Source organism: Wenzhouxiangella limi, from assembly GCF_010499265.1.
GTDB lineage: Bacteria > Pseudomonadota > Gammaproteobacteria > Xanthomonadales > Wenzhouxiangellaceae > Wenzhouxiangella > Wenzhouxiangella limi.
The window spans coordinates 158,668-182,695 of the sequence record NZ_JAAGSC010000031.1; the positions used below are offsets into that span (position 1 = coordinate 158,668).

21 protein-coding genes and 1 tRNA gene are annotated in these 24,028 nt (G+C 63.8%); 14 read left to right on the plus strand and 8 right to left on the minus strand.

What is annotated here, in order from left to right; all coding sequences use genetic code 11:
• The first annotated feature begins 174 nt into the window (after window positions 1-174).
• The 10 genes from rpsF (at window position 175) to G3I74_RS02410 (ending at window position 8,866) form a co-directional block, all read left to right on the plus strand.
• Window positions 175-642, plus strand: coding sequence for a 30S ribosomal protein S6 (gene rpsF / locus G3I74_RS02365; RefSeq protein ID WP_164209918.1), 468 nt, complete (start codon window positions 175-177; stop codon window positions 640-642).
• A 2-nt stretch (window positions 643-644) separates the two neighbouring features.
• The gene (gene rpsR, locus G3I74_RS02370) at window positions 645-869 is read left to right on the plus strand and encodes a 30S ribosomal protein S18 (protein ID WP_164209920.1); all 225 of its coding nucleotides are present in this window, start codon (window positions 645-647) and stop codon (window positions 867-869) included.
• Between the two features lie 13 nt (window positions 870-882).
• The gene (rplI, locus tag G3I74_RS02375) at window positions 883-1,338 is read left to right on the plus strand and encodes a 50S ribosomal protein L9 (protein ID WP_164209922.1); all 456 of its coding nucleotides are present in this window, start codon (window positions 883-885) and stop codon (window positions 1,336-1,338) included.
• Between the two features lie 141 nt (window positions 1,339-1,479).
• Window positions 1,480-2,856, plus strand: coding sequence for a replicative DNA helicase (gene dnaB, locus G3I74_RS02380; RefSeq protein WP_164209924.1), 1,377 nt, complete (start codon window positions 1,480-1,482; stop codon window positions 2,854-2,856).
• Window positions 2,857-2,863: 7 nt separating this feature from the next.
• Window positions 2,864-3,994 carry an alanine racemase gene (alr, locus tag G3I74_RS02385; RefSeq protein ID WP_164209926.1) on the plus strand — a complete coding sequence of 377 codons (1,131 nt, stop codon included), beginning with the start codon at window positions 2,864-2,866 and terminating at the stop codon, window positions 3,992-3,994.
• A gap of 9 nt (window positions 3,995-4,003) precedes the next feature.
• Window positions 4,004-5,350 carry a tRNA (N6-isopentenyl adenosine(37)-C2)-methylthiotransferase MiaB gene (miaB, locus tag G3I74_RS02390; protein ID WP_164209928.1) on the plus strand — a complete coding sequence of 449 codons (1,347 nt, stop codon included), beginning with the start codon at window positions 4,004-4,006 and terminating at the stop codon, window positions 5,348-5,350.
• Entirely contained in the window at window positions 5,350-6,333 is a 984-nt protein-coding gene (locus tag G3I74_RS02395; RefSeq protein WP_164209930.1) for a PhoH family protein, read from the plus strand. The genes miaB and G3I74_RS02395 overlap by 1 nt, the downstream gene beginning before the upstream one ends.
• A complete protein-coding gene (gene ybeY / locus G3I74_RS02400) occupies window positions 6,330-6,788 on the plus strand; it encodes an rRNA maturation RNase YbeY (protein ID WP_164209932.1) in 459 nt (152 codons plus the stop codon). The genes G3I74_RS02395 and ybeY overlap by 4 nt, the downstream gene beginning before the upstream one ends.
• A 51-nt stretch (window positions 6,789-6,839) precedes the next feature.
• Complete coding sequence (locus G3I74_RS02405) at window positions 6,840-7,682, plus strand: HlyC/CorC family transporter (RefSeq protein WP_164209934.1); 843 nt, start codon at window positions 6,840-6,842, stop codon at window positions 7,680-7,682.
• Between the two features lie 86 nt (window positions 7,683-7,768).
• The gene (locus tag G3I74_RS02410; RefSeq protein ID WP_164209936.1) at window positions 7,769-8,866 is read left to right on the plus strand and encodes a lipoprotein N-acyltransferase Lnb domain-containing protein; all 1,098 of its coding nucleotides are present in this window, start codon (window positions 7,769-7,771) and stop codon (window positions 8,864-8,866) included.
• Between the two features lie 7 nt (window positions 8,867-8,873).
• Here G3I74_RS02410 and cydC read toward each other — a convergent pair whose 3' ends face one another.
• From cydC to hemA, 6 genes are all read right to left on the minus strand, one after another.
• A complete protein-coding gene (gene cydC / locus G3I74_RS02415) occupies window positions 8,874-10,520 on the minus strand; it encodes a thiol reductant ABC exporter subunit CydC (RefSeq protein ID WP_164209938.1) in 1,647 nt (548 codons plus the stop codon).
• The gene (gene cydD, locus G3I74_RS02420) at window positions 10,513-12,156 is read right to left on the minus strand and encodes a thiol reductant ABC exporter subunit CydD (protein ID WP_164209940.1); all 1,644 of its coding nucleotides are present in this window, start codon (window positions 12,154-12,156) and stop codon (window positions 10,513-10,515) included. Before cydD ends, cydC begins: the two co-directional genes overlap by 8 nt.
• A gap of 46 nt (window positions 12,157-12,202) precedes the next feature.
• The gene (gene cydB / locus G3I74_RS02425) at window positions 12,203-13,210 is read right to left on the minus strand and encodes a cytochrome d ubiquinol oxidase subunit II (RefSeq protein WP_164210269.1); all 1,008 of its coding nucleotides are present in this window, start codon (window positions 13,208-13,210) and stop codon (window positions 12,203-12,205) included.
• Window positions 13,211-13,215: 5 nt separating this feature from the next.
• Window positions 13,216-14,631, minus strand: a complete 1,416-nt coding sequence (locus tag G3I74_RS02430) for a cytochrome ubiquinol oxidase subunit I (RefSeq protein ID WP_164209942.1) — start codon at window positions 14,629-14,631, stop codon at window positions 13,216-13,218.
• Window positions 14,632-14,716: 85 nt separating this feature from the next.
• The gene (gene prfA, locus G3I74_RS02435; RefSeq protein WP_164209945.1) at window positions 14,717-15,802 is read right to left on the minus strand and encodes a peptide chain release factor 1; all 1,086 of its coding nucleotides are present in this window, start codon (window positions 15,800-15,802) and stop codon (window positions 14,717-14,719) included.
• 11 nt (window positions 15,803-15,813) lie between these two features.
• Window positions 15,814-17,067 carry a glutamyl-tRNA reductase gene (gene hemA, locus G3I74_RS02440; protein ID WP_164209947.1) on the minus strand — a complete coding sequence of 418 codons (1,254 nt, stop codon included), beginning with the start codon at window positions 17,065-17,067 and terminating at the stop codon, window positions 15,814-15,816.
• 42 nt (window positions 17,068-17,109) lie between these two features.
• Between hemA and G3I74_RS02445 the strand changes: the two genes are divergently transcribed.
• The 4 genes from G3I74_RS02445 to G3I74_RS02460 all read left to right on the plus strand — a co-directional run bounded on the left by G3I74_RS02445 (window position 17,110) and on the right by G3I74_RS02460 (window position 20,578).
• Entirely contained in the window at window positions 17,110-18,834 is a 1,725-nt protein-coding gene (locus tag G3I74_RS02445) for a tetratricopeptide repeat protein (protein ID WP_164209949.1), read from the plus strand.
• A complete protein-coding gene (gene lolB, locus G3I74_RS02450; protein WP_164209951.1) occupies window positions 18,831-19,442 on the plus strand; it encodes a lipoprotein insertase outer membrane protein LolB in 612 nt (203 codons plus the stop codon). Before G3I74_RS02445 ends, lolB begins: the two co-directional genes overlap by 4 nt.
• 64 nt (window positions 19,443-19,506) lie before the next feature.
• Window positions 19,507-19,583: transfer RNA gene (locus G3I74_RS02455), tRNA-Gln, on the plus strand.
• Window positions 19,584-19,642: 59 nt separating this feature from the next.
• The gene (locus tag G3I74_RS02460; RefSeq protein WP_164210270.1) at window positions 19,643-20,578 is read left to right on the plus strand and encodes a ribose-phosphate diphosphokinase; all 936 of its coding nucleotides are present in this window, start codon (window positions 19,643-19,645) and stop codon (window positions 20,576-20,578) included.
• Between the two features lie 16 nt (window positions 20,579-20,594).
• Here the strand turns inward: G3I74_RS02460 and G3I74_RS02465 are convergent, their stop codons facing one another.
• Window positions 20,595-21,971, minus strand: coding sequence for a YfcC family protein (locus tag G3I74_RS02465; protein ID WP_164209953.1), 1,377 nt, complete (start codon window positions 21,969-21,971; stop codon window positions 20,595-20,597).
• A gap of 37 nt (window positions 21,972-22,008) precedes the next feature.
• Window positions 22,009-23,976: a S9 family peptidase gene (locus tag G3I74_RS02470; RefSeq protein WP_164209955.1), complete on the minus strand. Its 1,968-nt coding sequence runs from the start codon at window positions 23,974-23,976 to the stop codon at window positions 22,009-22,011.
• Window positions 23,977-24,028: the final 52 nt, after the last annotated feature.

Below are 24,028 nucleotides of genomic sequence, written 5' to 3' on the forward strand. Positions count from 1 at the left end.
TGGGTCGCGTCAAGCTGGCCTGACGGTCGATTTCCGGGTATACTTGCCGGCTGGCCAGCCCACTGCGGGCGGGCGCCTTGCTCCACGGCGGACGTTTGTAACAACGCTGACCGGGGGCTTTGGAGGGGTGGCGATGTTGTCGTCTGCCCCGAGAAACCGTAAGGAGATGACAACGTGAGACACTACGAGATCGTGCTGCTGGTCCACCCGGACCAGAGCGAGCAGGTGCCCGGCATGCTGGAGCGCTACCAGTCGCTGGTCGAGACCAACGGCGGCAAGGTGCACCGCAGCGAAGACTGGGGCCGTCTGCAGTTGGCCTACACCATCGCCAAGCTCCACAAGGCGCATTACCTGATGCTCAACATCGAGTGTGATGCCGCCACCCTTGAAGAACTGGAGGGCGTTTTCCGCTTCAACGACGCCATTCTGCGGCATCTGATCGTGCGCAAGGAAGAGGCCGAATCCGAGCCCTCGATCATGCTCAAGCGCAAGGAAAACAAGGACGAGCGGGATAATCGTCGTCGCGCAGCGGTCGATGAAGAAAGCAGTGCTGATGACGACAGCGATGACGAAGACGACGATCGGGACGATGCCGAAGACGGCGACGCCACCGAGATTGACAACACCAAGCGGGAGAATTGAGCATGGCCCGATTCATGAGAAGGCGCAAATACTGCCGGTTTACCGCCGAAGGGATCGAGCAGGTCGACTACAAGGATGTGGATCTGCTCAAGGATTTCATCAGCGAAACCGGCAAGATCGTTCCCAGCCGGATTACCGGCACAAAGGCGAAATATCAGCGTCAGCTGGCGACCGCGGTCAAGCGTGCGCGCTACCTGGCGTTGCTGCCGTACTCCGACAATCACTGAGGACGGAGCAGCCATGAAACTGATTTTGCTTGAAAAAGTCTACAACCTCGGTGATCTCGGTGATACCGTCACGGTGCGTCCGGGCTACGGTCGCAACTTTCTCCTGCCGGGCGGAAAGGCGGTGCCGGCCACTCCGGAAAACGTTGAACACTTCGAGGCGCGTCGCGATGAACTCCTGCGTCACGCCAACGAAAAGCTCGCCGCGGCCGAAGCCCGGCGCGAGGCGATCGACGGTCTGGAAGCGGTGGAATTCTTCGCCGCGGTCAGCCCGGAAGGCCGTCTTTACGGTTCGATCAATCCGCACGAGATTGCCGCCAAGCTGACCGAAATGGGTTATGAGGTGGAGAAATCGGAAGTTGACATGCCCGATGGTCCGATTCGCTTGCCGGGTGAATACACGGTCAACCTGATTCTTCACGCCGACGTCCAGGCTGAAGTCAGCATCAACGTGGTCGGCGAGGCAAGCTGAAGGCGATTCCGCTTCGGGCGGTCTCTCCCTCCCCGCAATCCATCGGGTTGCGGGGCCTTCCGGCCCGGCTGGTCATGCCGGGCCCGAATCCCTATACTGCTCTGGTCGTTTCCGTGATTCTTCCCCGAGCAATCCCCGGCCATGGTCGCTGAAGCCCGACTGTCTTCGTTGAGCAACGTCAAGGCCCCGCCCAATTCCGGCGAGGCGGAGCAGTCCTTGCTCGGGGCATTGATGCTCTCGGCCAATGCCTGGGACAAGATCGCCGACCAGGTCGACGAAAACGATTTCTACCGCGAGAACCACCGCCTGATCTTCCGCGCCATGGCCGAGCTGTTCCAGCAGGGCCAGCCGGTGGATGCCGTGACCGTCACCGAGTGGTTTCAGCGTCACGGCAAGCTGGATCGGGTCGACGCTGGTGCCTACATCACGATGCTGGCCAACGAGACGCCGGGGCCGGCCAACATCATTGGCTACGCGCGCATCGTGCGCGAAAAGTCCATCCTGCGCCAGCTCATCGATATCGGTTCCGGAATCGCCGAAGACGCTCTTCAGGGTGGCAGTCGCGACAGCAAGGAACTGCTGGAGGAGGCCGAGCAGCGCATTTACGCGATTGCCGATCGAGGCGCCCACCGCTCCTCGGGTTACGTGACGGTGCAGTCGGTCATGGCCCAGGCCATGGACCTGCTCAACGAGCTTCAGGAAAACGAGGGCGAGCTGACCGGGGTGCCGACCGGTTTTGCCGAACTGGATTCGCGCACGGCCGGTCTTCAGCCCACCGACCTGATCATCGTCGCCGCCCGCCCGTCGATGGGCAAGACCACCCTGGCAATGAATATCGCCGAGCGCGCCTCGATCCGCTACAAGGTGCCCGTGGCGATCTTCTCGATGGAAATGTCCGACACCCAGCTGGTGATGCGCCTGTTCTCCTCGCTGGGCCAGATCGGCCAGGACAAGCTGCGCACCGGCAAGCTCGACAACCACGACTGGGTCAACCTGCGCTCGGCGATGACCATGCTCAAGGGCGCGCAGATGTTCATCGATCAGACCCCGTCGCTCTCTCCGATCGATCTTCGCGCGCGAGCGCGCAGGATGAAGCGCGAGCACGATATCGGCCTGATCGTCATCGACTACCTGCAGCTGATGAAGGTTGCGGGGAGTTCGGAGAATAGAACAAATGAAATCAGTGAGATATCGCGTAGTCTTAAAGCGCTTGCTAAGGAGCTGAACGTACCGGTTGTGGCGCTTTCGCAGCTCAACCGAGCCTTGGAGCAACGGCCCGACAAGCGCCCCAAGATGGCCGATCTGCGCGAGTCGGGCGCCATCGAGCAGGACGCCGATCTGATCCTGTTCATTTACCGCGACGAGGTCTACAACGAGGACTCGCCCGACAAGGGCAAGGCCGAGATCATCATCGGCAAGCACCGCAACGGCGCCACCGGCAGCTTTCCATTGAGTTTCCAGGGCGAGTTCCTGCGTTTTCGCGACTTCACCTACGACCACTACGGCCAGGACGGCTGAGGCTCGCGTGGCGCGCAATACCCTCGCCCGAATCGAACCGGATGCCGTCGCCCACAATCTGGCGGTCGTGCGTCGGCAGGCCCCCCGCAGTCGGGTCATGGCCGTGGTCAAGGCCGATGCCTACGGTCATCGGATCGACCTGGTGCTGCCGGCTCTCGAGGCCGCCGACATGCTTGCCGTAGCCACGCTTGACGAGGCTCGGGCGATTCGCCGGCTGGGCAACCGGCAGCCGGTGCTGTTGCTCGAAGGCGTGCTGGATTCGTCGGATCTGGCCGTTGCCGAAAGCCTGGGCCTGGAGCTGACTCTGCATCATCCCGATCAGGTCGAGATGCTGGCTCGTTACGGGCATGCGCCCACGCCCAGGCTGTGGCTGAAGGTGGATTCGGGCATGCATCGGCTGGGTGTCGAGCCGGCCCGGGTGGCCGAGCTGCACGGCCGACTCAAGGCCTTGCCAGGCGTGAAACAGGTCAACCTGGTCAGCCATTTTGCCAGCGCCGAGGATCCTGACGATCGCCTCGTGCGCGAGCAGATCGCGCGCTTCGACGCAGCCGTGGTCGGTCTGGATGGTGAACATTGCCTGGCCAACTCGGCCGCCATCCTCGAACATCCCGATGCGCACCGCGACTGGGTGCGGGCGGGTGTTCTGCTATACGGTATTTCGCCCCTGCCCGATCGCACCGGACCGGATCTGGACCTGCAGCCGGCGATGAGCCTGCAAGCGGAGTTGCTGGCCATCAATCGCGTACCGGCCGGGGAGTCGATCGGCTATGGCGCTCGCTTTACCGCCGAGCGTGATCTTCGCGTCGGCGTGGCCGGGATCGGCTACGGCGACGGTTATCCGCGCAGCGTGGCCGACGGCACGCCGGTACTGGTCGGCGACAAGCTCTGTCGCGTCGTGGGCCGGGTCTCGATGGACATGGTGACGCTGGACCTCGCGGCCTGCCCTGAAGCGCGGATCGGGGACAGGGTGGTGCTGTGGGGCCGGGGGCTGCCGGTGGAAACGGTGGCCGACGGCGCCGACACCATTCCCTACGAGCTGGTCTGTCGCATTACCCGACGCGTTCGCTACCGTGCCTTGCCCTTCCGGTCAGGCTCTGCGTGCGCGGCGTCGATGTCCCGCGTCAGCCTGGTGCGCTAGAATACGCGGATGGCTGGAAAGCTCTATATCAAGACCCACGGCTGCCAGATGAACGAGTACGACTCGGAGAAGATGGCCGACGTGCTCGCCGCCTCCCACGGCCTGGAACTGACCGAGCGGGCCGAAGAGGCCGACGTCATCCTGATCAACACCTGCTCGATCCGTGAAAAAGCCCAGGAGAAGGTCTTTTCCCAACTCGGCAAATGGCGGCCGCTCAAGGAGCGCAGACCCGGCGTGGTCATCGGCGTGGGCGGCTGCGTGGCCAGCCAGGAAGGCGAGGGTATTCGTCGTCGGGCGCCGTTCGTGGACCTGGTCTTCGGGCCCCAGACGATCCATCGCCTGCCGCAGATGGTCGATCAGGTCCGTCAGCAGGGTGGTGCGGCCATCGACGTGAGTTTCCCGGAGATCGAGAAGTTTGATCATTTGCCGGCGGCCGGTGCACGGGGCGCCAGCGCTTTCGTTTCGATCATGGAAGGCTGCAGCAAGTACTGCTCGTTCTGCGTGGTGCCGTACACGCGTGGGGAAGAAGTCAGTCGCCCGCTGGACGACGTGATTGCCGAAGTTGCCGGACTGGCCGCTCAAGGCGTGTGCGAGATCAACCTGCTCGGCCAGAACGTCAACGCCTACCGCGGTCCGATGTACGACGGCGGCAGCGCCGATCTCGCCTTGTTGATCCGGTATGTTGCCCATATCGACGGGGTCGAACGCATCCGCTTCACGACCTCGCATCCGGTCGAATTCTCGGACAGCCTGATCGAGGCCTTTGCCGACGTGCCGAAGCTGGCCAACTACTTGCACCTGCCGGTGCAGTCCGGATCGGATCGCGTGCTTGGGCTGATGAAGCGCGGGCACACCCGGCTGGAGTACAAGCAAAAGATTCGCCGCCTGCGCGAGGTCCGGCCGGATATCGCGCTATCTTCGGACTTCATCGTTGGCTTCCCCGGGGAGACCGAGCAGGATTTCCAGCACACGCTGGACCTGGTGCGCGAGCTTGAGTTTGATCAGAGCTTCAGTTTCATCTACTCGGCGCGTCCGGGCACCCCGGCGGCCAGCTACCCGGACAACGTGGGTCTCGAGGAGAAAAAACAGCGCCTGCAGCGTTTGCAGGACCAGCTCAATGTCCAGGCCCGGCAATTCGCGGAGCAAATGGTGGGAACGCGACAGCGGGTAGTGGTCGAAGGCCACAGCCGCAAGAATGCCGCCGAACTCGCGGGACGGACAGAAAACAACCGCGTGGTCAACTTCCCGGGGCCGGCCGAACTGGTCGGGCGTATGGTCGATGTGCACATCACCGCGGCGATGGCCAATTCCCTTCGCGGGCGACTGGATTCCGAATCCGGCAGCGTTGCTGCCTGATGACCACCCCTGGAGCCTCCGCGGCCGAGACCGCACTGACCCTGGAACTTGAACCGGCCGACAATGAGCGGCTGGCGAACCTGTGCGGGCAGCTTGATGACCATTTGCGGCTGATCGAAAAGCGCCTTGGCATTTCCATCGCTGCGCGCGGCAACCTGTTCAGCCTGGAAGGCGAGGTTGATGCCGTTCGCGCCGGGCGACGCGTTTTGCGCAAGCTGTATCGGCAGGCCGAACGCGAAATCCTCACCCCCGCGCTGGTCAATCTTCAGCTGCAGCAGGCCGGCCTGGACGAAGACGAGAGCGCGGCCGAAGTCAGTATCCAGACCCGGCGCGGCATGATTCGCGGTCGCGGACCCAACCAGAAGCGCTACCTGGAGAGAATTGCCGCCAACGACGTCAACTTCGGCGTCGGCCCGGCCGGTACCGGCAAGACCTTTCTGGCCGTGGCCTGCGCCGTGGACGCCCTGGAAAAGGACCGGGTCCAGCGAATCGTGCTGGTCCGCCCAGCCGTGGAGGCCGGTGAGCGCCTGGGCTTTCTTCCCGGCGATCTGGCCCAGAAAGTCGACCCCTACTTGCGGCCGCTCTACGATGCGCTCTACGAAATGCTCGGATTCGAGCGCGCCGCCCGCCTGACCGAGCGCAACGTGATCGAAGTCGCACCGCTGGCCTACATGCGCGGACGCACCCTTAACGACGCCTTCGTGATCCTCGACGAGGCCCAGAACACCACGCCGGAGCAGATGAAGATGTTTCTGACCCGGATCGGCTTCGGCTCGCGCGCGGTCATCACCGGGGACCTGACCCAGATCGACCTGCCGCCGAAAGTGACCTCGGGCCTGCGCCAGGCGGTCGGCTTGCTGCGCGAAGTCGAAGGCGTGAGCCAGACTTTCTTCGATGCCCGGGACGTGGTTCGTCATCCCATCGTGCGGCGTATCGTCGAAGCCTATGAAGCTGCCGACATCGGCGGACAGGACAAACCGTGATCGAACTGGAAATCCAGCGTCAGCTGCAGGATCCAAAGATCCCCGAGGACGCCCGGATCGAGAGGTGGGTTCAACACGTGCTGGCCGGGCAGGGTGCGGCAATGGTCAATGTCAGAATCGTCGATCTGGCGGAGGGCTGGGCCCTGAACCGGCAATGGCGCGGCAAGGATTCGGCAACCAATGTGCTGAGTTTTCCCGCCGATATGCCCGCCGCGGACGATGTTCGCGTTCTCGGCGATGTCGTGCTTTGCGCGCCGGTCATCGAACGCGAAGCCGCCGAGCAGGACAAGGACCTGGAGGCCCACTGGGCACATCTGGTGATACATGGGCTCTTGCATTTGCAGGGCTTTGACCATATTGATGGCGAACGAGCCGGCGTTATGGAATCTCGCGAGATCGAGCTTCTGGCTGAGCTTGGCTTTCCCAACCCTTATGAATCAAGCAATGGACGCTGAACCTCCCCCTACGACCGCAGCCGGCATGTTCGCGCCTGCCAGGGTAGCGGCATGACCGAAGACAGTGCAGCCGGCAACGGCTCCTCCAACCGAACCTGGTTTGAACGATTGGGCCGCGCCTTCGGCGGTGAGCCGAAAAACCGCGATGACCTGACGGAATTGCTGCGCGATGTCGCCGCCCAGGGATTGATTGAAAGCGACACCCTGGCCATGCTCGAGGGTGCGCTGGAAGTTGATGAGTTGCAGGTGCGAGACGTGATGGTCCCTCGCTCGCACATGGTGGTCATCAATGAAAATGCGTCGCTGGAGGACATCATGCCGGTCATTCTCGAGTCCGGCCATTCGCGTTTTCCCGTCGTCGGTGCAGACCGGGACGAAGTTCGCGGCATTCTCCTGGCCAAGGATCTTCTGCAGCTGTTTTCCGAGCACGCGGAACTGGTTCTGTCCGACCTGATGCGGGCGCCGGTCATTATCCCGGAGTCAAAGCCGCTCAACGTCTTGCTGCGCGAGTTCCGGGTAAGCAAGAATCATATGGCCATCGTCGTTGATGAATACGGCGGGGTATCGGGTCTGGTGACCATCGAGGACGTGCTTGAAGAGATCGTCGGTGACATCGACGATGAACACGACGCCGAAGCGGTGGAAGATATCGACCCGATCGAAGACGGCGTCTACCGAGTGCAGGCGCTGACGCCGATTGACGATTTCAACGAGCTTTTGGGTACCGACTTCAGCGATGATGAATATGACACCATCGGCGGACTGGTCGTGGCGGAGTTCGGGCGGTTGCCAGAGGCCGGAGAATCGGTGATCGTTGGCGAATGGCGCTTCGAGGTCGAAAGCGCGGACGACCGGCGGCTGCATGCCATGGTAGTCCGTCGTCCCGAGGGATGACGCCGGTGCGGCGTGCGTCGGGCGGCGATCACGCGGCTCGGGTAAATGTCAGGTGGCTGTTACCGTTACTGGGCGGACTGCTGGTTTTGCTGTCGTCAACCGGTCGTGCCCAGGAAGCCTGGTTGGTTACCTACGGTCCAGGCGAAGAAGTCTGGGAAATGTTCGGGCACAACGCGCTCTGGCTGCGTGACCCGGCCACCGGCCTGGACCACACCTACAGCTTCGGTTATTTCGAGATTGAGCGGGCTGGTTTTCATCTCGATTTCGCCCGAGGCATAATGAATTACTATGGCGCGGCGAGCCCGGCCGAGCGGGAGTTCGCCTTCTATCGTCAGCGCGGACGCTCGATTTCGGCCCAGAAGCTGGCGCTTGCACCTGAACAGGTGCGCGAGCTGCATCGGGCGCTGCACGGGGCTATCCACCCTCATCCCCGGTTCTACGCCTACGACTATTACCGCGCCAACTGTTCCACCTGGCTGCGCGATCTGATCAACGATGCCACCGGGGATCAGCTGCGCCCGGGCCTTCAGGCGACACCGGCGCGTCTGAATTACCGCGACCATACGCGGCGAATGACGCATCACCGGCCCTGGATCCAGACCGGCATTCTGCTGCTGATGGGGCACGCTATCGATCAGCCGATTACGGCGTGGGAAGAGGCGTTTCTGCCCGAAGCCCTGGCCCGCTGGCTGGCCGAAGCCGAGCTGGACACCGGGCCGCTGGTCACCGACCGGATGGTTCTCCACGATCCCGGCATCTTTGTCCCGCCGCCGTCGCCGCGCAGTCCTTGGGGACTGCTTCTGCTGGCTGGCCTGGTTGGCGGGGGGCTGATTGTGCTTGCCACCCGCCGGGGCGGTGCAGCGGGTGCCTGGGTCTGGCGTTTGGGCGCGGCTGGCGCGGGTTTGGCCGGTTCGGTGTTGCTGTTGATGGCTCTGGCCACGGATCATCACGATACCGGCGGAAACGCTGCGCTGTTGCTGCTGCACCCCTTGTGGTGGCTGTTGCTCGTGCCGCGGGTCGCGCGCTGGAAACGCTGGCTGAAGCTTGGATTGCTGCTGTCCATGCTGGCCGGTGCGCTGGTGCTGGCCTGGCCCGGCTTGCTGCAGGATCGGCCGGCGCTGCTGGGTTTGTTGCTGCCCATCCTGGCCGCCATATTGTGGAGTGCTGGCCGGTCGCGTCGGTAGCGACCGCTCAGCCCATCCGGATTCGACGATCGTGGCGGGGCAGCGTGTCGGGGTCGTGCGTAATCATGATCGCGGTGCGTGAGCCCAGCCACTGATCCAGCGTTTCGGCCAGGCCAAGCGCGGTCTCACGATCCAGGCCGGTGGTGGGTTCGTCGAGAATCACGACAGGACAGTCGGTCAGGATCAGACGCGCCAGCGCCAGGCGGCGGCCCTCGCCCCCGGAGACGTTGCCGCCCGCCTCGCTGATCCAGGTTTCCAGGCCGTGCTCCAGCCCGTCCATGAAGTTGGCCAGCCCGGCGATCGCCAGGGCTCGGCCCAGGTCCTCGTCGCTGGCCTCGGGTCGTGCCAGCCGAAGGTTGCGCGCGACCGTGTCATGAAACAGCATCGGGTGCTGGGAAAGCAGCCCGATATGACGGCGCAGGCTGGCGGGTTCCAGTCGGCGCAGGTCTTCACCGCCGAGCAACAGCCGGCCCTCGTCGGGATCGAGCTGGCGCATGATGAGCTGGGCCAGCGTGGTCTTGCCGCAGCCGCTGGGACCGATCAGCGCGATTCTCTCGCCGCCGGCCACGCGCAGGTTGAAGCCGTCCAGCACCCGCGGCAGTTCGGGCCGGTAGCGGAAGCTAACGTTGTCGACGACCAGATCGTTGCCGGCGGCCGTTCGGGGCTGTTCTGCAACCGGCAGGCCCGGCCCCGCTGCTGTCAGCGCGGCGATGCGACGATGGGCACCCCGGCACTGTTCCAGTTTCCGCCAGGCGCCCGGCAAGGTCTGCCAGGCCTCGCCCAGCCCCAGGGTGGTCAAAACTGCCAGGCCCAGCACCGGCCCCGAGATCAGCCCTTGCTGGAACAGACCGATACTCAGAACCAGTACCGCCCAGACGGCCAGGAACCCGGTCATGGTGACCAGCCCCTGGCTGAGCGCGTCCAGCCGCGCAAGCTTTTCCTGCAGACCGATGACGCGCGCGGATACCTCCAGCAGTCGCTGGCGTTGCGCCGGGACGCGGTCGTAGGCCACCAGGTCGGACAGGCTTTCCAGGCTCTCGCTGGCCTCGCGCCGCAGTTCCGGCAGGGTCTCGACGAGCTGATGGCTGGCCCGGTGGCCGCGCCGCCGGCTGAGCTCGGCCAGCGCCGGATTGACCAGCAGTAGCCCCAGCACGGCCAGCGCCGTCCAGGCGTCGAGCAGGATCCCGAACAGTCCCGCGACCGCCATGGTCAACATCAGGGCTGCCGCGGTCGGTCCGGCCACGCCGATGAATAAATGATCGAGGGTGTCGACATCGGTGGTCAGCCGGTTGAGCGTGTCGCCGCGGCGAAGCCCGCGCAGCTGGTATTCGTCAAGCTGGAGCAGGCGACCGAAAACCTGGCCGCGCAGGTCGGTCAGAAGGCGGAAAGTCGCCTCGTGGGTGATGAGTCGTTCCAGGTAACGCGAGACCGTTCTCACGACCGCGGCCAGGCGAATGCCTGCCCCGGGGGTGAAGATATCCAGGGAGGCGATCACGCCCAGTCCCGCCAGTGCGCTGGCGGTGATGAACCAGCCCGACAGGCCGAGCAGGGCGGTGCCGGCGATCAGGCTCAGGACCATCAAAAGCGTGCCGGCCAGGAGCCACCAGCGTCTGCGTCCGAGGATCGCGCCCAGCTTCAGCTCCGATTCATGCATGGTGACCCGCCTCCAGTGTTCCGTCGCGCAAGGTGACGACGCGATCGGCCCAGGCTCTGGCCCGCTCACTATGACTGACGCAGATCACGGTCATCGGGGTCTCAGCCAGGGCGTTTTCCAGCGCTTGCCAGACCTGGTTTGCGGTGACCTCATCCAGGCTTGCGGTGGGCTCGTCGAGCAGCAGCAGCGGATAAGGCCTGAGCAGCACTCGGGCCAGCGCGATTCGCCGCGCCTGGCCGCCGGAAAGGCCGAACGCGTCCTGGCCGATTCTCGTGTTCATGCCGTCGGGCAGATGCTCAATGAATTCGCCCAGTCCGGCGCGGCGAGCTGCGGCCATAACCTGCTGATCATCGGCTTTTGGGTCGGGCAGACGTATGTTGTCGGCGATGCTGGCCGGCAGCAGCAGGGGGTGCTGGCCCAGGTAGCCTCGTACCTGGGCCAGCTGGGCGCTGCTGAAGCGGCTGAGATCCTGTTCATCGATCCGGACACTGCCCTGGTCTGGCTCCGCGAAGCCGGCCATCAGGCCGAGCAGGGTGGTCTTGCCGCCGCCGCTGATGCCGGTGATCAGCAGTTTCTCGCCTGGCGCAACGTCCAGATCGATCCCCTTGAGCACTTCCCGGCGTCCCGCAAAGCCAAGGCGAAGGTCACGGATCGCGACCGTGCATGCTGCCGACGGCAGGCGATCGACTGCGGTTTCAGGCTCGGCGCGGGCCGGTTTTGCGGCCAGTTGTTCGCGCAGGGAACCGGCCGCGGCCAGCGCGCCGGCCCGGTCGTGCCAGAACTGGGCCAGCGTCCGCATCGGATTGAAGAACTCCGGCGCCAGCAGCAGGATGAACAGGCCCTTGAACAGGGTCAGCGACGGGGCGGTGGCAAAGTCGATCATGCCAAGCAGGCCCAGGCCGATGTAGATGGCCAGCGTCGCGATCGCCACGGCCGCAAAGAATTCCAGTACGGCCGACGACAGAAAGGCGACGCGCAGCACGCGCATGGTGCGCACCCGGAACTGTTCGGACAGCTCGCCGATGCGCGCGCTTTCCTGACGCTCGGCGCCGAAGCGCTTCAGGGTGTCCAGGCCGCGCAAGCGGTCGAAGAAGATTCCGCTAAGACGCGCCAGCGCGTCCTGCTGCTGGCGGCTGACCTGGCTGGCGCCCATGCCGATGATGATCATGAAGGCGGGAATGATCGGCGCCGTGATCATCAACATCAGCCCGGACAGCCAGTCGGTCGGGAAAACCGCGATCAGAATGAACACCGGCACCAGCAGCGCGACCGCCGACTGGGGCAGATAGCGTGAATAGTAGGGGTCCAGCTGATCCACCTGCTCAATCAGCCCACTGGTGATCTGGCCGGTACCGGAATGCGCCGCGTGTAGCGGTCCGGCGCGGGCCACGGTGGTAAATAGATCGTGGCGCAACTGCTGGCGAATCAGACTGGAGGCTTTGGCCGTGAGCTGGCTTCGCAGCCCAACCACGCCGGCACGCAACATCCAGGCCAGTAACAGGGCGGTCAGGGCCAGCGTCAGCGCCGGCAGCTGGACCCCGTCCACGACAACGGCGGAAATGATCCAGGCCAGCAGGCCCGCCTGGATCAGGATGGCCGCACCCTCGACTGCGGCCAGCGCAAACGAAGAAGGCACCAGCCAGGCTGGTGCCCTCTCGTTGAGCCATTGGCGATGTCCGGCGCTAGTGGCCAGCGTACCCGGCTCCGGGCCGGACCTTGCCGCGGAAGACCCAGTAGGTCCAGGCGGTGTATCCCAGCACGATCGGAATCAGGAACAGAAAACCAATCAGCAAGAACAGCTGGCTGCCGGGATCCGAGGCGGCGTCCCAGAAGGTGTAGTTCGGCGGCACCGCGTACGGCCACATGCTGATCAGAACACCGACGTAGAACATCGCGAACAGCACCATGGAGCCGATGAACGGAGAACCTTCCGCCCGCTTGCGAAGACGGGTGAAGATCCAGCCGGCAAAGGCCACCGTTGTCGCCGGGAAAATCCATAGCCAGCTGATGTTGCTCATCCAGCGATCCATGACCCGCTCGTTCATCATCGGCGTCCACAGACTGACCAGGAGGAAAAACACCAGCACGGCCCCCAGCAACCATGGCGCCAGCTTGTAAGCCCAGTCCTGAGTGCGTCCTTCGGTCTTCATGATGGTCCAGGTCACGCCGAGCAATGCGTAGCCCGCGACCACGCCCAGGCCCGTCATAAGCGTAAACGGCGTCAGCCAGTCGAATGCGCCGCCGACGTAGCGGAAGTTCTCGGTCTCGAATCCCTGCACGTAAGCCCCGATGACCGCACCCTGGGCGAACGAGGCGACCGTGGAGCCACCGAAGAACGAGTAATTCCAAAGGTGCTTGTTCTTGGTCGCCTTGAAACGGAACTCGAACGCGATGCCGCGAAAGATCAGTCCCGCCAGCAGCAGGAAGACGCCGATGTACAGGGCCGGTAGAAAGACCGTGTAGATCAGCGGGAAAGCGGCCAGCAGTCCCGCACCGCCCAGAATCAGCCAGGTTTCGTTGCCGTCCCAGACCGGCGCAACCGAGTTCATCATGAGATCGCGCGATTCGTCGTCCGGGGCAAACGGGAAAAGAATGCCGACGCCGAGATCAAAGCCGTCCATGAGTACATACATGAACACACCCAGTCCAATAAGGCCGACCCAGATCAGGGTCAGATCGATTAATCCCATCATGTTCAGCTCCCTGCAGCGCTTGGCGCTTCGTCAAGTTGATTGGACACTGCCGACCACGGACGCTTCGGTCGGGCATTGCTGCCCTCGCTATCGCTATCGCTCTCGATGGGGTCGGGGCCACCTTCGACCACTTTGCGCAGGTAGAACACGCCGGCCGAAAAGACGACGGCATAGACAGCGAAATAGCCGATCAGCGTCACCAGCGCCATCCAGCCGGTCACCGACGGCGTGACCGCTTCATCAAGACGCATCAGGCCCTGAATCATCCAGGGCTGGCGTCCGACCTCGGTCACGAACCATCCGGTCAGGACGGCTACGAACGGGGCCGGGATCAGCCAGGTATAGGCCCGAAGCAGAAGCCGCGAGTCATACAGATGGCCGCGGTAAAGCTGATAGGCCGACAGTAGCGAAATGGCGATGAAGATCAACCCCAGACCGACCATGATCCGGAAGCTCCAGAACACGATCCCGACCGGCGGCCGCTCGTCGGCGGGGACTTCCAGCAAGCCCGGGACCACGCCGTCGGCGCTGTGGGTCAGCACGATGCTGGCCAGGTAAGGGATCTTGATCTCGAAGTGATTGGTCTCGTTGGCCGCGTCCGGAATGGCAAACAGGATCAGCGGCGCGGCGGACTTGGTTTCCCAGGCGCCTTCCATGGCCGCGACCTTGACCGGCTGATTCTCGAAGGTATTCAGGCCGTGCTCGTGGCCTATGAGCAGCTGCATCGGCGTGACCACGGCGAGCATGATTACGCACATTTTCAGCGCCTTCTTGCTCGTCTCCACGTGGTTGCCGCGCAGCAGATAGAGCGCGCTGACGCCAGCCACGACAAAGCCGCCGGTAATGAAAGAAGCCAGCGCCATGTGGGCGAAGCGATACGGGAACGACGAATTGAAGATTGCCTGCGTCCAGGACGTCATCTGGACCATGCCGTCGACCATCTCGACGCCGGCTGGCGTGTGCATCCAGCTGTTGGCTGAAAGAATCCAGAACGAGGAAATGAATGTGCCGATCGCCACCATGCAGGCCGAAAACAAATGCAGCCCGCGTGGCACCTTGTCGCGGCCGAACAGCAGCACGCCAAGGAAGGTCGCTTCGAGGAAGAACGCGGTCACGACCTCGTAGCTCAGCACGGGACCGAGAAAGTTCGAGGCCGAGTAGGCGAAATTCGACCAGTTGGTACCGAACTGGAACGCCATGACGATGCCCGAAACCACGCCCATGCCGAAGACCACGGCAAAGACTTTCGTCCAGAACTTCGATAGCCTCAGGTACAGCGGATTGTCGGTTCGGTAGTACAGACCTTCCAGCACGGCTACGTAGGAGGCCAGTCCGATGGTGAACACCGGGAATATGGCGTGAAATGAAACGACGAACGCGAACTGGATTCGAGAGATGAGAACCGGATCAAAATCCATGGTTAATGTCCTTGACTGGAACTAGGCTGAAGTATACATCACCGCCCGCAGATACTTAATGAATAAGTAACAACATATCAGTTCGTCACGACTGGCTGATCTCTGCGAGAAGGTCGGCCTGATGGGCCTCTGACAACGGCTCGATGACGCTGTCCAGGCCGCCCTCCAGCACGCTGTCAAGTTCATACAGCGTCACGCCAATGCGGTGGTCGGTGACCCGGCCCTGGGGAAAATTGTAGGTTCGAATCCGTTCTGAACGGTCGCCGGAACCGACCTGCAGCTTGCGGTCGGCCGCCCGCTGCGAGCGCTGGCTCTCGCGCTCGGCCGCCAGCAGCCGCGCGCCGAGGAGGCTGAGTGCGCGTGCCTTGTTCTTGTGCTGCGAACGCTCATCCTGACACTCGACCACGATACCGGTCGGCAGGTGCGTGATGCGGATGGCCGAATCGGTGGTGTTGACGTGCTGGCCGCCTGCACCGGAGGATCGAAAGGTGTCGATCCTGAGGTCATTGGGGTTGACGTCGATGGCGTCGACCTCGTCCACCTCGGGCAGGATGGCCACGGTGCAGGCCGAGGTATGGATGCGGCCCTGGGATTCGGTCGCCGGCACCCGCTGTACCCGGTGCGTTCCGGACTCGAACTTCAGTCGAGAGTAAGCGCCCCGACCGATGATTCGGGCGATGACCTCGCGGTATCCGCCGGCATCGCTTTCCTGGGCTGACAGGATCTCGACCTGCCAGCCCTGACGCTCGGCGAAGCGGCTGTACATGCGCAGGAGGTCGCCGGCAAATATCCCAGCCTCCTGCCCGCCTGTTCCGGCGCGAACCTCGAGAAAGATGCTGCGTTCGTCGTTCGGGTCGCGCGGCAGCAGCAGACGCTGCAGTTCTTGTTCGAGGGCTGCCTGCTGGTGTTCGGCCCTGGCGATTTCCTCGCGGGCCAGCTGGCGCAGGCTGGGATCGTCTTCGACGAGCATTTCGCGGGCATCGCGGCACGCGATCTCGCAATCTCTATAGCTGCGCCAGACCGCGATGATGGGATCCAGCTCGGCATATTCGCGCGACAAGGCCTGAAACTCGCGCTGATCGGCGATGATGTCGGGGTCGGCCAGCAGGTGGGCGAGTTCCTGGGAGCGTTCGCTGGCCTGCTCCAGTCGCTGGCGAATCCCGTCGTCCACGTCGCTCCTGCTCAGTCCCGGTCGAGAAAATAGAAACGCGCGGCTTCGAGCAGGGTCTCGTCGTCGCTTTCGGCGGCCTGGCGCAGGCGGATGCTGGGACCGTGCAGCAGCCGGTTGACCAGCTTGTGGCCCATGCGCCGGATCACCGCTTCGGCCTCCTTGCCGGCGGCCAGGTCCTGGATGGCCTGCTCAAGCAGCTCATCACGCTCCTGCTGGGCCCGCTGGCGCAGTTCTTTGAGCGTTGCGCTGGTGTTTTGCAGCCGCAACCAGCGCTCGAACGTGGTCACTTCCGACTCGATGATCTCCATGGCCTTCTGCAGTGCCGCCACGCGCTGCTTGTGACCGGACTCGACGATGGCGTGCAGGTCATCGATGGTGTAGAGAAACAAATCGCCGAGATCGCTCGCTGAGGGGTCGATATTGCGCGGTACCGACAGGTCCAGCGCAAACATGGGGCGGTGGCGGCGGCTGGCCAAGGCCTTCTTGATCATCGGCCGGGTCAGGATCGGCTCTTTGGCTCCGGTGCAGGCGAGCACCATGTCGTGTTCGGGCAGCAGCCGGGGCAAATCGTCCAGTGTGAAGGGCTGGGCCTCGAATCGCTCGGCCAGCGTCTGAGCACGTTCAATGCTTCGGTTGGCAATGCTCATGCCGCGAATGCCGCTGTCCCCGAAGTGGACCGCGCAATCCTCGATCATCTCACCGGCACCGACCAGCAGGATTCGCAGGCGATCGAGCGAGCCGAAAATCTGGCGGGCCAGGCGCATGGCCGCGAACGGCAGCGTGACCGGGTTCTGGCCGATACCTGTTTCAGAACGAACCCGCTTCGAGCCGGCGAACGCATGCTGGAACATTCGGTCGAGCTTGCTGTCCAGGGTGTCGGTATCGCGCGCCAGCTGCCAGGCCTGCTTGACCTGTCCGGCGATCTGCGGCTCGCCGACCACCATGGAGTCGGCCCCGCAGACGACTTTCATCAGGTGAAAGATGCCGGCAGAATGCTCGAGATGGTACAAATGTTCCTGATATTGCCCGGGGTCGAGCTTATGCCAGGCGTGCAGCCAGTCGGTGATCAAACGGGTGGAGGGGCGCTCGCTGGAGGTGAATATCTCGGTCCGGTTACAGGTGCTGACGATCGCGCAACCGCTGATTTCCGGCGTCGCGGCCAGGCTTCGCAATGCATCCGGGAGGCTGTCGGCCGGGAAAGCGAGCCGCTCCCGAATGGCAATCGGTGCGGTGTGATGACTGATTCCAACGACCGACAAGGACATGCTGATAGACTTTTGAACAAACCTTTCATTGTGGCGCCGAAAATGACGCAGATCAAGCCAGCGATAACCGGCATCCTCGCATTGCTGCTAGCCGCCTGCAGCGTGACGCCGGACGCGGGGCGTGGTGATTCAGAACCGAATGAGAAGACACCCGCATCGTACACCGAAGACGAATGGTCCGAGGAGGTTCTGTTTCACTTGCGGGCGGCCCGGCACGCCGGCGGCGGCGATGAACATCAGGAAGCGATCCGTCGGCTGCTGGATACGGCGCGCGAACAGCGCGACCTCGAGCTCGTCCGGCAGGCTGCCGGCATGGCCTGGCGCACCCGCCACTGGCCCGGACTGATTGAAGCCACCGACGTCTGGCTGGCGCAGGAACCGGGAAGTGCCGATGCGCGCCGCCTGGGAATCCTCGCCCGGCTCAATGCAGATCAGTCGGAAGAAGCGATCAGCCGGATGCAAGACTGGCTGGCCGAAGACCCGGACAACGCCGCACGCCTGCTGCAGCGTGACCTGGTCCAGATCATCGCTGCGGCGGAGTCAACCGATCAGGCGCCTCGCCTGCTCGACGCACTGATCGAAGCGGCTGGTTTCGATCCGGAGGGGGTGCCCGCGCTTGTGGCTCGCAGCCGCCTGCATTGGGAAACCGGTGATGCGGAGCAGGCCCTGGTTCTGGCGCGAAGGGCGGCCGACCTGAGCGGCGAGCGCGACGAGCTTGCCTGGGCCGCTCAGCTGGCCTCGGCGCTGGAGGACCATGAGTCGGCGCTGATGCTGTACCGACGGGCGTACGCCGTCGCGCCGGACGAGTGGACTCTGGGGCTGGCTGAGGCGCAGGCCCTGCGCAACCTGGGCCGCCTGCCCGAGGCGCTCGACGTGCTGTCCGGGCTGCCGGACAACCCGGACGTGCTCTACAGTCGCGCCAGTTATCTCTTCGAGGCCGACCAGAAAGAGGCGGCCAGGGATGTCTGGCAGCAGCTGGCGGCCTGGGCCCCGGTCGAGGACGGCGACCAGCATGCTTTCATGGTCGGCTGGCTGGCTGAGTTTCTGGCGCTCGAGGAAGAGGCCGCCGACTGGTATGCGCGCGTTCGCAGCGGCCCCCAGGCCGACCGCGCGATGATCCGACGCGCGGTCCTGCTGGCCGCCGATGACCGGCTGCCCGAGGCGCGCGAACTGCTCAAGCTGGCGCGGGACACCGAACAGCGCGACCAGCGCGAGCGCGCCTACCTGGTCGAGGTCGAACTGCTGGGCGAGCATGACCAGCATGCTCAGGCGCTGGAGCTTTTGAGCGACGCCCTGCGCGAGACCCCGGACAGCGTCGGCTTGCTCTACGCTCGTGCCATGATTGCGGTGAATACCGATAACCTTGATCTGGCCGAACAGGATCTGCGTCGCATCATTCGCATCGATGGCGACAACGCCATGGCGCTCAACGCGTTGGGCTACACCCTGACCGATCGCACCAGCCGGCACAGTGAGGCCTATCGCCTGATCCGCCGCGCGCTGGAGCTGGCGCCGGAAGAGCCGGCGATTCTGGACTCGATGGGCTGGGTGTATTTCCGGCTGGGTGAGCCTGAATCGGCCCTGCCGTACCTTGAGCGCGCGTTCGCCGGCGATGACAACCCGGAAATCGCCGCGCATCTGGCCGAGGTGCTGTGGCATCTGGACCAGACCGAGCGGGCCGGTGAAATGCTTCGCGAGGCCCGCATCCGGCATCCCGACAACAGTGACCTGAAAGAAGTCATGCAGCGCCTGGAGATCACGTTATGAACGTCAGGACCCGTCGCGCCGTCTTGCTGGCCTTGTCGCTGAGCATGCTGCTGGGTGCTTGCGCGGTTCGCGAGCAGCGGCCTGAGGGCGAGTGGCTCGAAGAGCGGCAGAGCTGGTTCGAAAACTACCCCGACTGGCGCGTGACGGGTCGCCTGTCGGTTTCTGACGGCGAGCAGGGCGGTCAGATGGCGTTCGACTGGCGCGGGCAGGGCTCGCAGCATGACCTGCGCCTGCGCAGCGTGGTCGGCGGCAAGCAGTGGCGATTGATGTTTAACGAGGGCGGGGCGTTGATTGAGGGCAGCGACGTCGGCCTGGTCCGGGCCGAGGATCCGGATTTGCTGGTCGCCGAGATCGTGGGCTGGCCGATCCCCGTCAGTCAGCTGGCCTATTGGCTTCGGGGGCTGACCGCTTCCGAGGATGATCGGGTGAGTTTTGCCGCCGATGGCACCATGGACATGATTGGTCAGGACGATTGGACCCTGGAATATCTGCGCTACGACCAGCCCGCTTCCGGTCCCCTGATGCCGGAACGCGTACAGGCGCTCAGTCCGCCTTACCGGGTGCGGATGATTCTGCGAACCTGGCGGTGGATGGACCCGGCTGCGTGAAATGCCGTTATAATGCAGCGCGTCGGCGGGCCGGTCCGGCGGCAGATGAGCCGACGTTTACTGCTGGGACGTCGCCAAGCTGGTTAAGGCACGGGGTTTTGATCCCCGCATTCGCAGGTTCGAGTCCTGCCGTCCCAGCCATTCCATAATCTCCGGACGTTCAAAAGCGAGGCGGTGCGCTCTTGACAGATTCATCCCTGATGGTCTTTTCCGGCAACGCCAATCCGGCGCTGGCCGCGGCGCTTGCCCGTTCTCTCGGAGTTCCCCTGGGCCGGGCGAATGTCGGCCGCTTCAGCGATGGCGAAACCATGGTCGAGATCATGGAAAACGTGCGCGGCCGCGATGTGTACGTGATCCAGCCAACCTGCTCCCCGGCGGCGGAGAATTTCATGGAGCTGCTGGTCATGATCGATGCCCTGTCGCGGGCCTCGGCTTGGCGGCTGACCGCGGTGATCCCGTATTTCGGCTACGCCCGGCAGGACCGCCGCCCGCGCTCTGCCCGGGTGCCGATCACGGCCAAGGTGGCCGCGCGGATGATCGGCGCCGTCGGTACCGATCGAGTGGTTACGGTGGATTTGCACGCCGACCAGATCCAGGGTTTTTTTGATATACCGGTGGATAATGTCTATGCCTCGCCGCTGACCCTGGCCGATATCTGGAAGCAGTACAGCGCCGAGGAAATCATCGTGGTCTCGCCCGACGTGGGCGGTGTGGTGCGCGCCAGGGCGATTGCCAAGCGCCTGGATGCCGATCTGGCGATTATCGACAAGCGCCGCCCGCGCGCCAACGAAGCCACCGTGATGAACCTGATCGGCGACGTGCGCGGCAAGGTCTGCGTGCTGGTCGACGACATGATCGATACCGCCGGCACGCTCTGCGCTGCAGCCGGCGCGCTCAAGGACGCCGGCGCCCTGAAGGTGGTCGCTTACTGTGTCCATCCGGTGCTATCGGGCAGGGCGATCGAGAATATCAGTGGCTCCCGACTCGACGAGATTGTCGTCACCGACACCATTCCGTTGAGTCAGGAAGCGCTGGACTGCGGTCGAATTCGGCAGCTGTCGGTGGCCCAGATGCTGGCCGAGACCATCCGCCGGATGTCTGAGGGAGAATCAGTCAGCTCGATGTACGTTGACTGATCTTCATCGGGCGCTATTAGTATCCGATCCACACGCCCACGATCAGCGCCGCGGCCGCCAGCGCCAGCAGCTTCAATATCAGCGGGAAAATGAACCGGAACCAGCGTTCGTATGGGATGCCGGCCAGTCCGATAATGCTCATCAGCACCGGGTTGGTCGGCACGACCATGTTCATGAAGCCATCCCCGAACTGAAATGCCAGGACCGCGACCTGCCGCGACACACCGACCAGATCCCCGATCGGCGCCATCAGCGGCATGGTCACGAAAGCCTGGCCGCTGCCGGACGGGATGAACAGGTTCAGCAGGCTCTGGATACCCAGCATTCCCACCGCAGAGAGCGCTGCCGGCAGCTGACCCAGCGGCGTGGCCAGCCCGTTGACAATGGTGTGAAGCACCAGCCCGTCTTCGAGAATCAGGGCAATGGACCGCGCAAATCCGATCAGCATGGCGGTGCCGGCCAGTTCGGACGCCCCCTTGACAAAGGTTTCGGCGATGTCATCAAGGCGGAGCCGGGCGATCAGGCCGGTAACGATTGCCAGCAGCAAGAAAACTGCGCCTAATTCAACCAGGTACCAACCAAACCGTGCGATGCCGATCACCAGCACGGTCAAGGCGGCCAGCGTGGCGGCAAGCACCAGTGCTCGCCTCGGGGTGAGGTCGGTCGGACCCGAAGGCGCCGGCGGCTGCGCCGAAGCTACATCGGCCACCAGGCTGGCCTGCGGATCGGCCTGTACCCGCTTGGCGTAGCGCCAGACATGGTGAAACCCGACCGCGAAAAAAGGCAGCCACAGGGCCAGGCGATAACCCATGCCGGATCCGGGCTGCAGTTCGGCGACTTCTTGCGCCACCAGCAGGGTAAACGGATTGATCAGGGCGACACCGTAGCCGATCCCGTAGCCGACGACCATAATGCCGATGGCGGTCATGGTGTCCATGCGCAAAGACACGCACAAGGCGATCAGGATGGCGGCGAAGGGGATGTATTCCTCGGCCATGCCCAGCGTTGCCGAGGCGATGCCGAAGGCCAGCATGCCGCCCAGAATCAGCAGCCAGGGCAGACGGCCGAAGCGCCGGATCAGGCGATCGAGTATGGCGTCGATGGCGCCGGTCTTGCGGATGATCGCCAACGCCCCGCCGATAATCAGGACGAAAAAGATGATGCCCTGGGCATCCGCCAGTGCTCTGGGCACCACAGTGAACAGCGTCCAGGGGCTCAGGGCGGGTTCGTCTTCGACTGCCGTGTAGGTGCCGGGTACCACTATTTCGCGACCGGCCTCGTTCATTTCGGTCTGAAACTGACCGGCTGGCAGAACCCAGGTCAGCACAAGTGCCGCGATCATCATCGCGAACATCAGAACCAGGGTATGCGGTACGCGGAAGCGGGCGCTCATGCCAACACCTCAAGCAGAGTTGCTGAACGATGTCGCTTCATTCGCCGATGTGGTCATTGAAGAACGCCAGCACCGCGTCGTAGAGCTCGACCCGGTTGTCGACGTCGAAAAAGCCGTGGCCTTCTTCTTGTTTCAGCATCCAGCGGTAGGGTTTACCGCGCGCATCCAGCGCATCGCGCAAGCGCTCGGCGTGGCCCACGGGTACTCGCACGTCGCTGCCGCCGTGGACAATGAACACCTCGTCTTCAATGTGATCGGCCAGGTGGACCGGCGAGTAGGCCTCGAGCCCGTCTGTGCTGGCGGCAACGTGGCTGCTCATGAAACGCTCGAAAGCCATGCGCGATTGGCGGTCAGAGCCGCGTGAGAAGTCCGAGCCATCGCCTTCGCGGAACCAGACCAGGTCGTAGACCCCGACGATGCCCACGCCGCACTCGTAGAGCTCGGGTGCGGTGATCAGCCCCATGAGGGTGGCGTAGCCGCCGTAGCTGCCGCCCATGATGCAGATCCGTTCGGGATCGGCGATGCCTTGCTCGATCGCCCAGCGGGTGGCGTCGGTAACATCGTTCTGCATGGCCTGGCCCCACTGGCGCCGGCCCTTGCGAACGAAATCCTCGCCGCGGTTGCCGGAGCCGCGGAAGTTGACCTGCAGGGTGGCGTAGCCGTGATGGGCGAAGAACTGGGCTTCGGGGTTGAAGCCCCACCGATCGGTAATACCGAACGGGCCGCCGTGGACGTTGACGATCAGCGGCAGCGGCTGCTGCGCGTCTGCCGGGGTGGTCAGCAAGCCGTGCAGGTTCAGGCCGTCGCGGGCCGGGATCTCCAGCGCGCGCATGGGGCTCAGGCGCTCCTTGGGCAATTCGGGCCGCGTGGCGGCCAGGAATTCAGCCTGCAGCTTGTCGGTGTGGAACAAAAAGAACTCGCCGGGGTTGCGGTCACCGCGCACGAACAATACCGCGCGCTTGCCGTCGCGGGAGAAGGAGGTCAGGCTGACGTCGTTTTCGGGAAACGAACGGGCCAGCTGCTGCAGCAGGCGCGCGTCCGGGTGCTCGGCCGCCTTGTCTTCGAAAAAAGCATAGGTCAGGGGTCCGAAGCGGCTGACCACGCCCAGCACTTCGTCATCGTGGCCGCGAATCGCGCCGCTGACGTCGACCTGGGGATGGCGGAACAGAAGCTCCAGGTCTCCGCTTTCGAAATCGTAGCGGAAAGCGCCGCTGCGATCGTTTTCAGCCATGTCGTGATTGGAGAGGAAATACATCCGCTGATTGTCGGCGCTGAAACCCAGGGGGGTGATGGACGGGCGCTCGCGCTCGGAGTCCACCTGAAGTTCGCGCCACTGATCGTCGTGCTTGACGAACAGATTGAACTCCATTTCGTCAAAGTTCTCGGCGTCTATGAACTCGATGGCCGCGCGCAGCTCGCCGGCGTTGTCGGCGATGAAAGCACTGACGTTGCGGCTGTCCGGACTGTCGGCCAGGTAGCGGGTGCGGCCGTCAAAAACGTTGAGCAGCATGGCGCTGGGTTCGCCTTCATCGGCCAGGTGGTAGCGCGCGATCAGGATATGATCCGGGTCATCGGGCAATGGGTGCAGGACCTGGTAGCCCGCCAGGTTGCTGGCCCCGAAGATTTCCTGGCGCCTGGAACCGTCGATGTTGGCTGCATACAATGGTCGGGGACCGGCTTGAAGTGTATCCAGATTGCCGGTGACGGTGGCCACCGACATCACCACGCGAGTGTCGCTGGCCCACCAGAAATCCTGTACGTGCTGATTGTCCCCAAAACCGAAGGGAGCGGTAGTCAGCTGCATGGACTCGAGGTCGAGCACGGTCAGCTGCACTTCTGAACCGGACTCGAAAGTGAAGGCGATGTGCTCGCCGTCGGGTGCGATCCGCATCTCGCGGACCTGGGCGTTGTCAAAGAAGTGGCGGGTCGGAATGGTTTCCGTCAGCGCCGGGTGGGTCAGGGCGACCAGCAACGCGCCGAGAAGGGCAGAGCGGATTGGGATCATGCGAGATAGGCTGCGATTCGGACCGCGTCCGATTATGGCACGCTCAATTCAT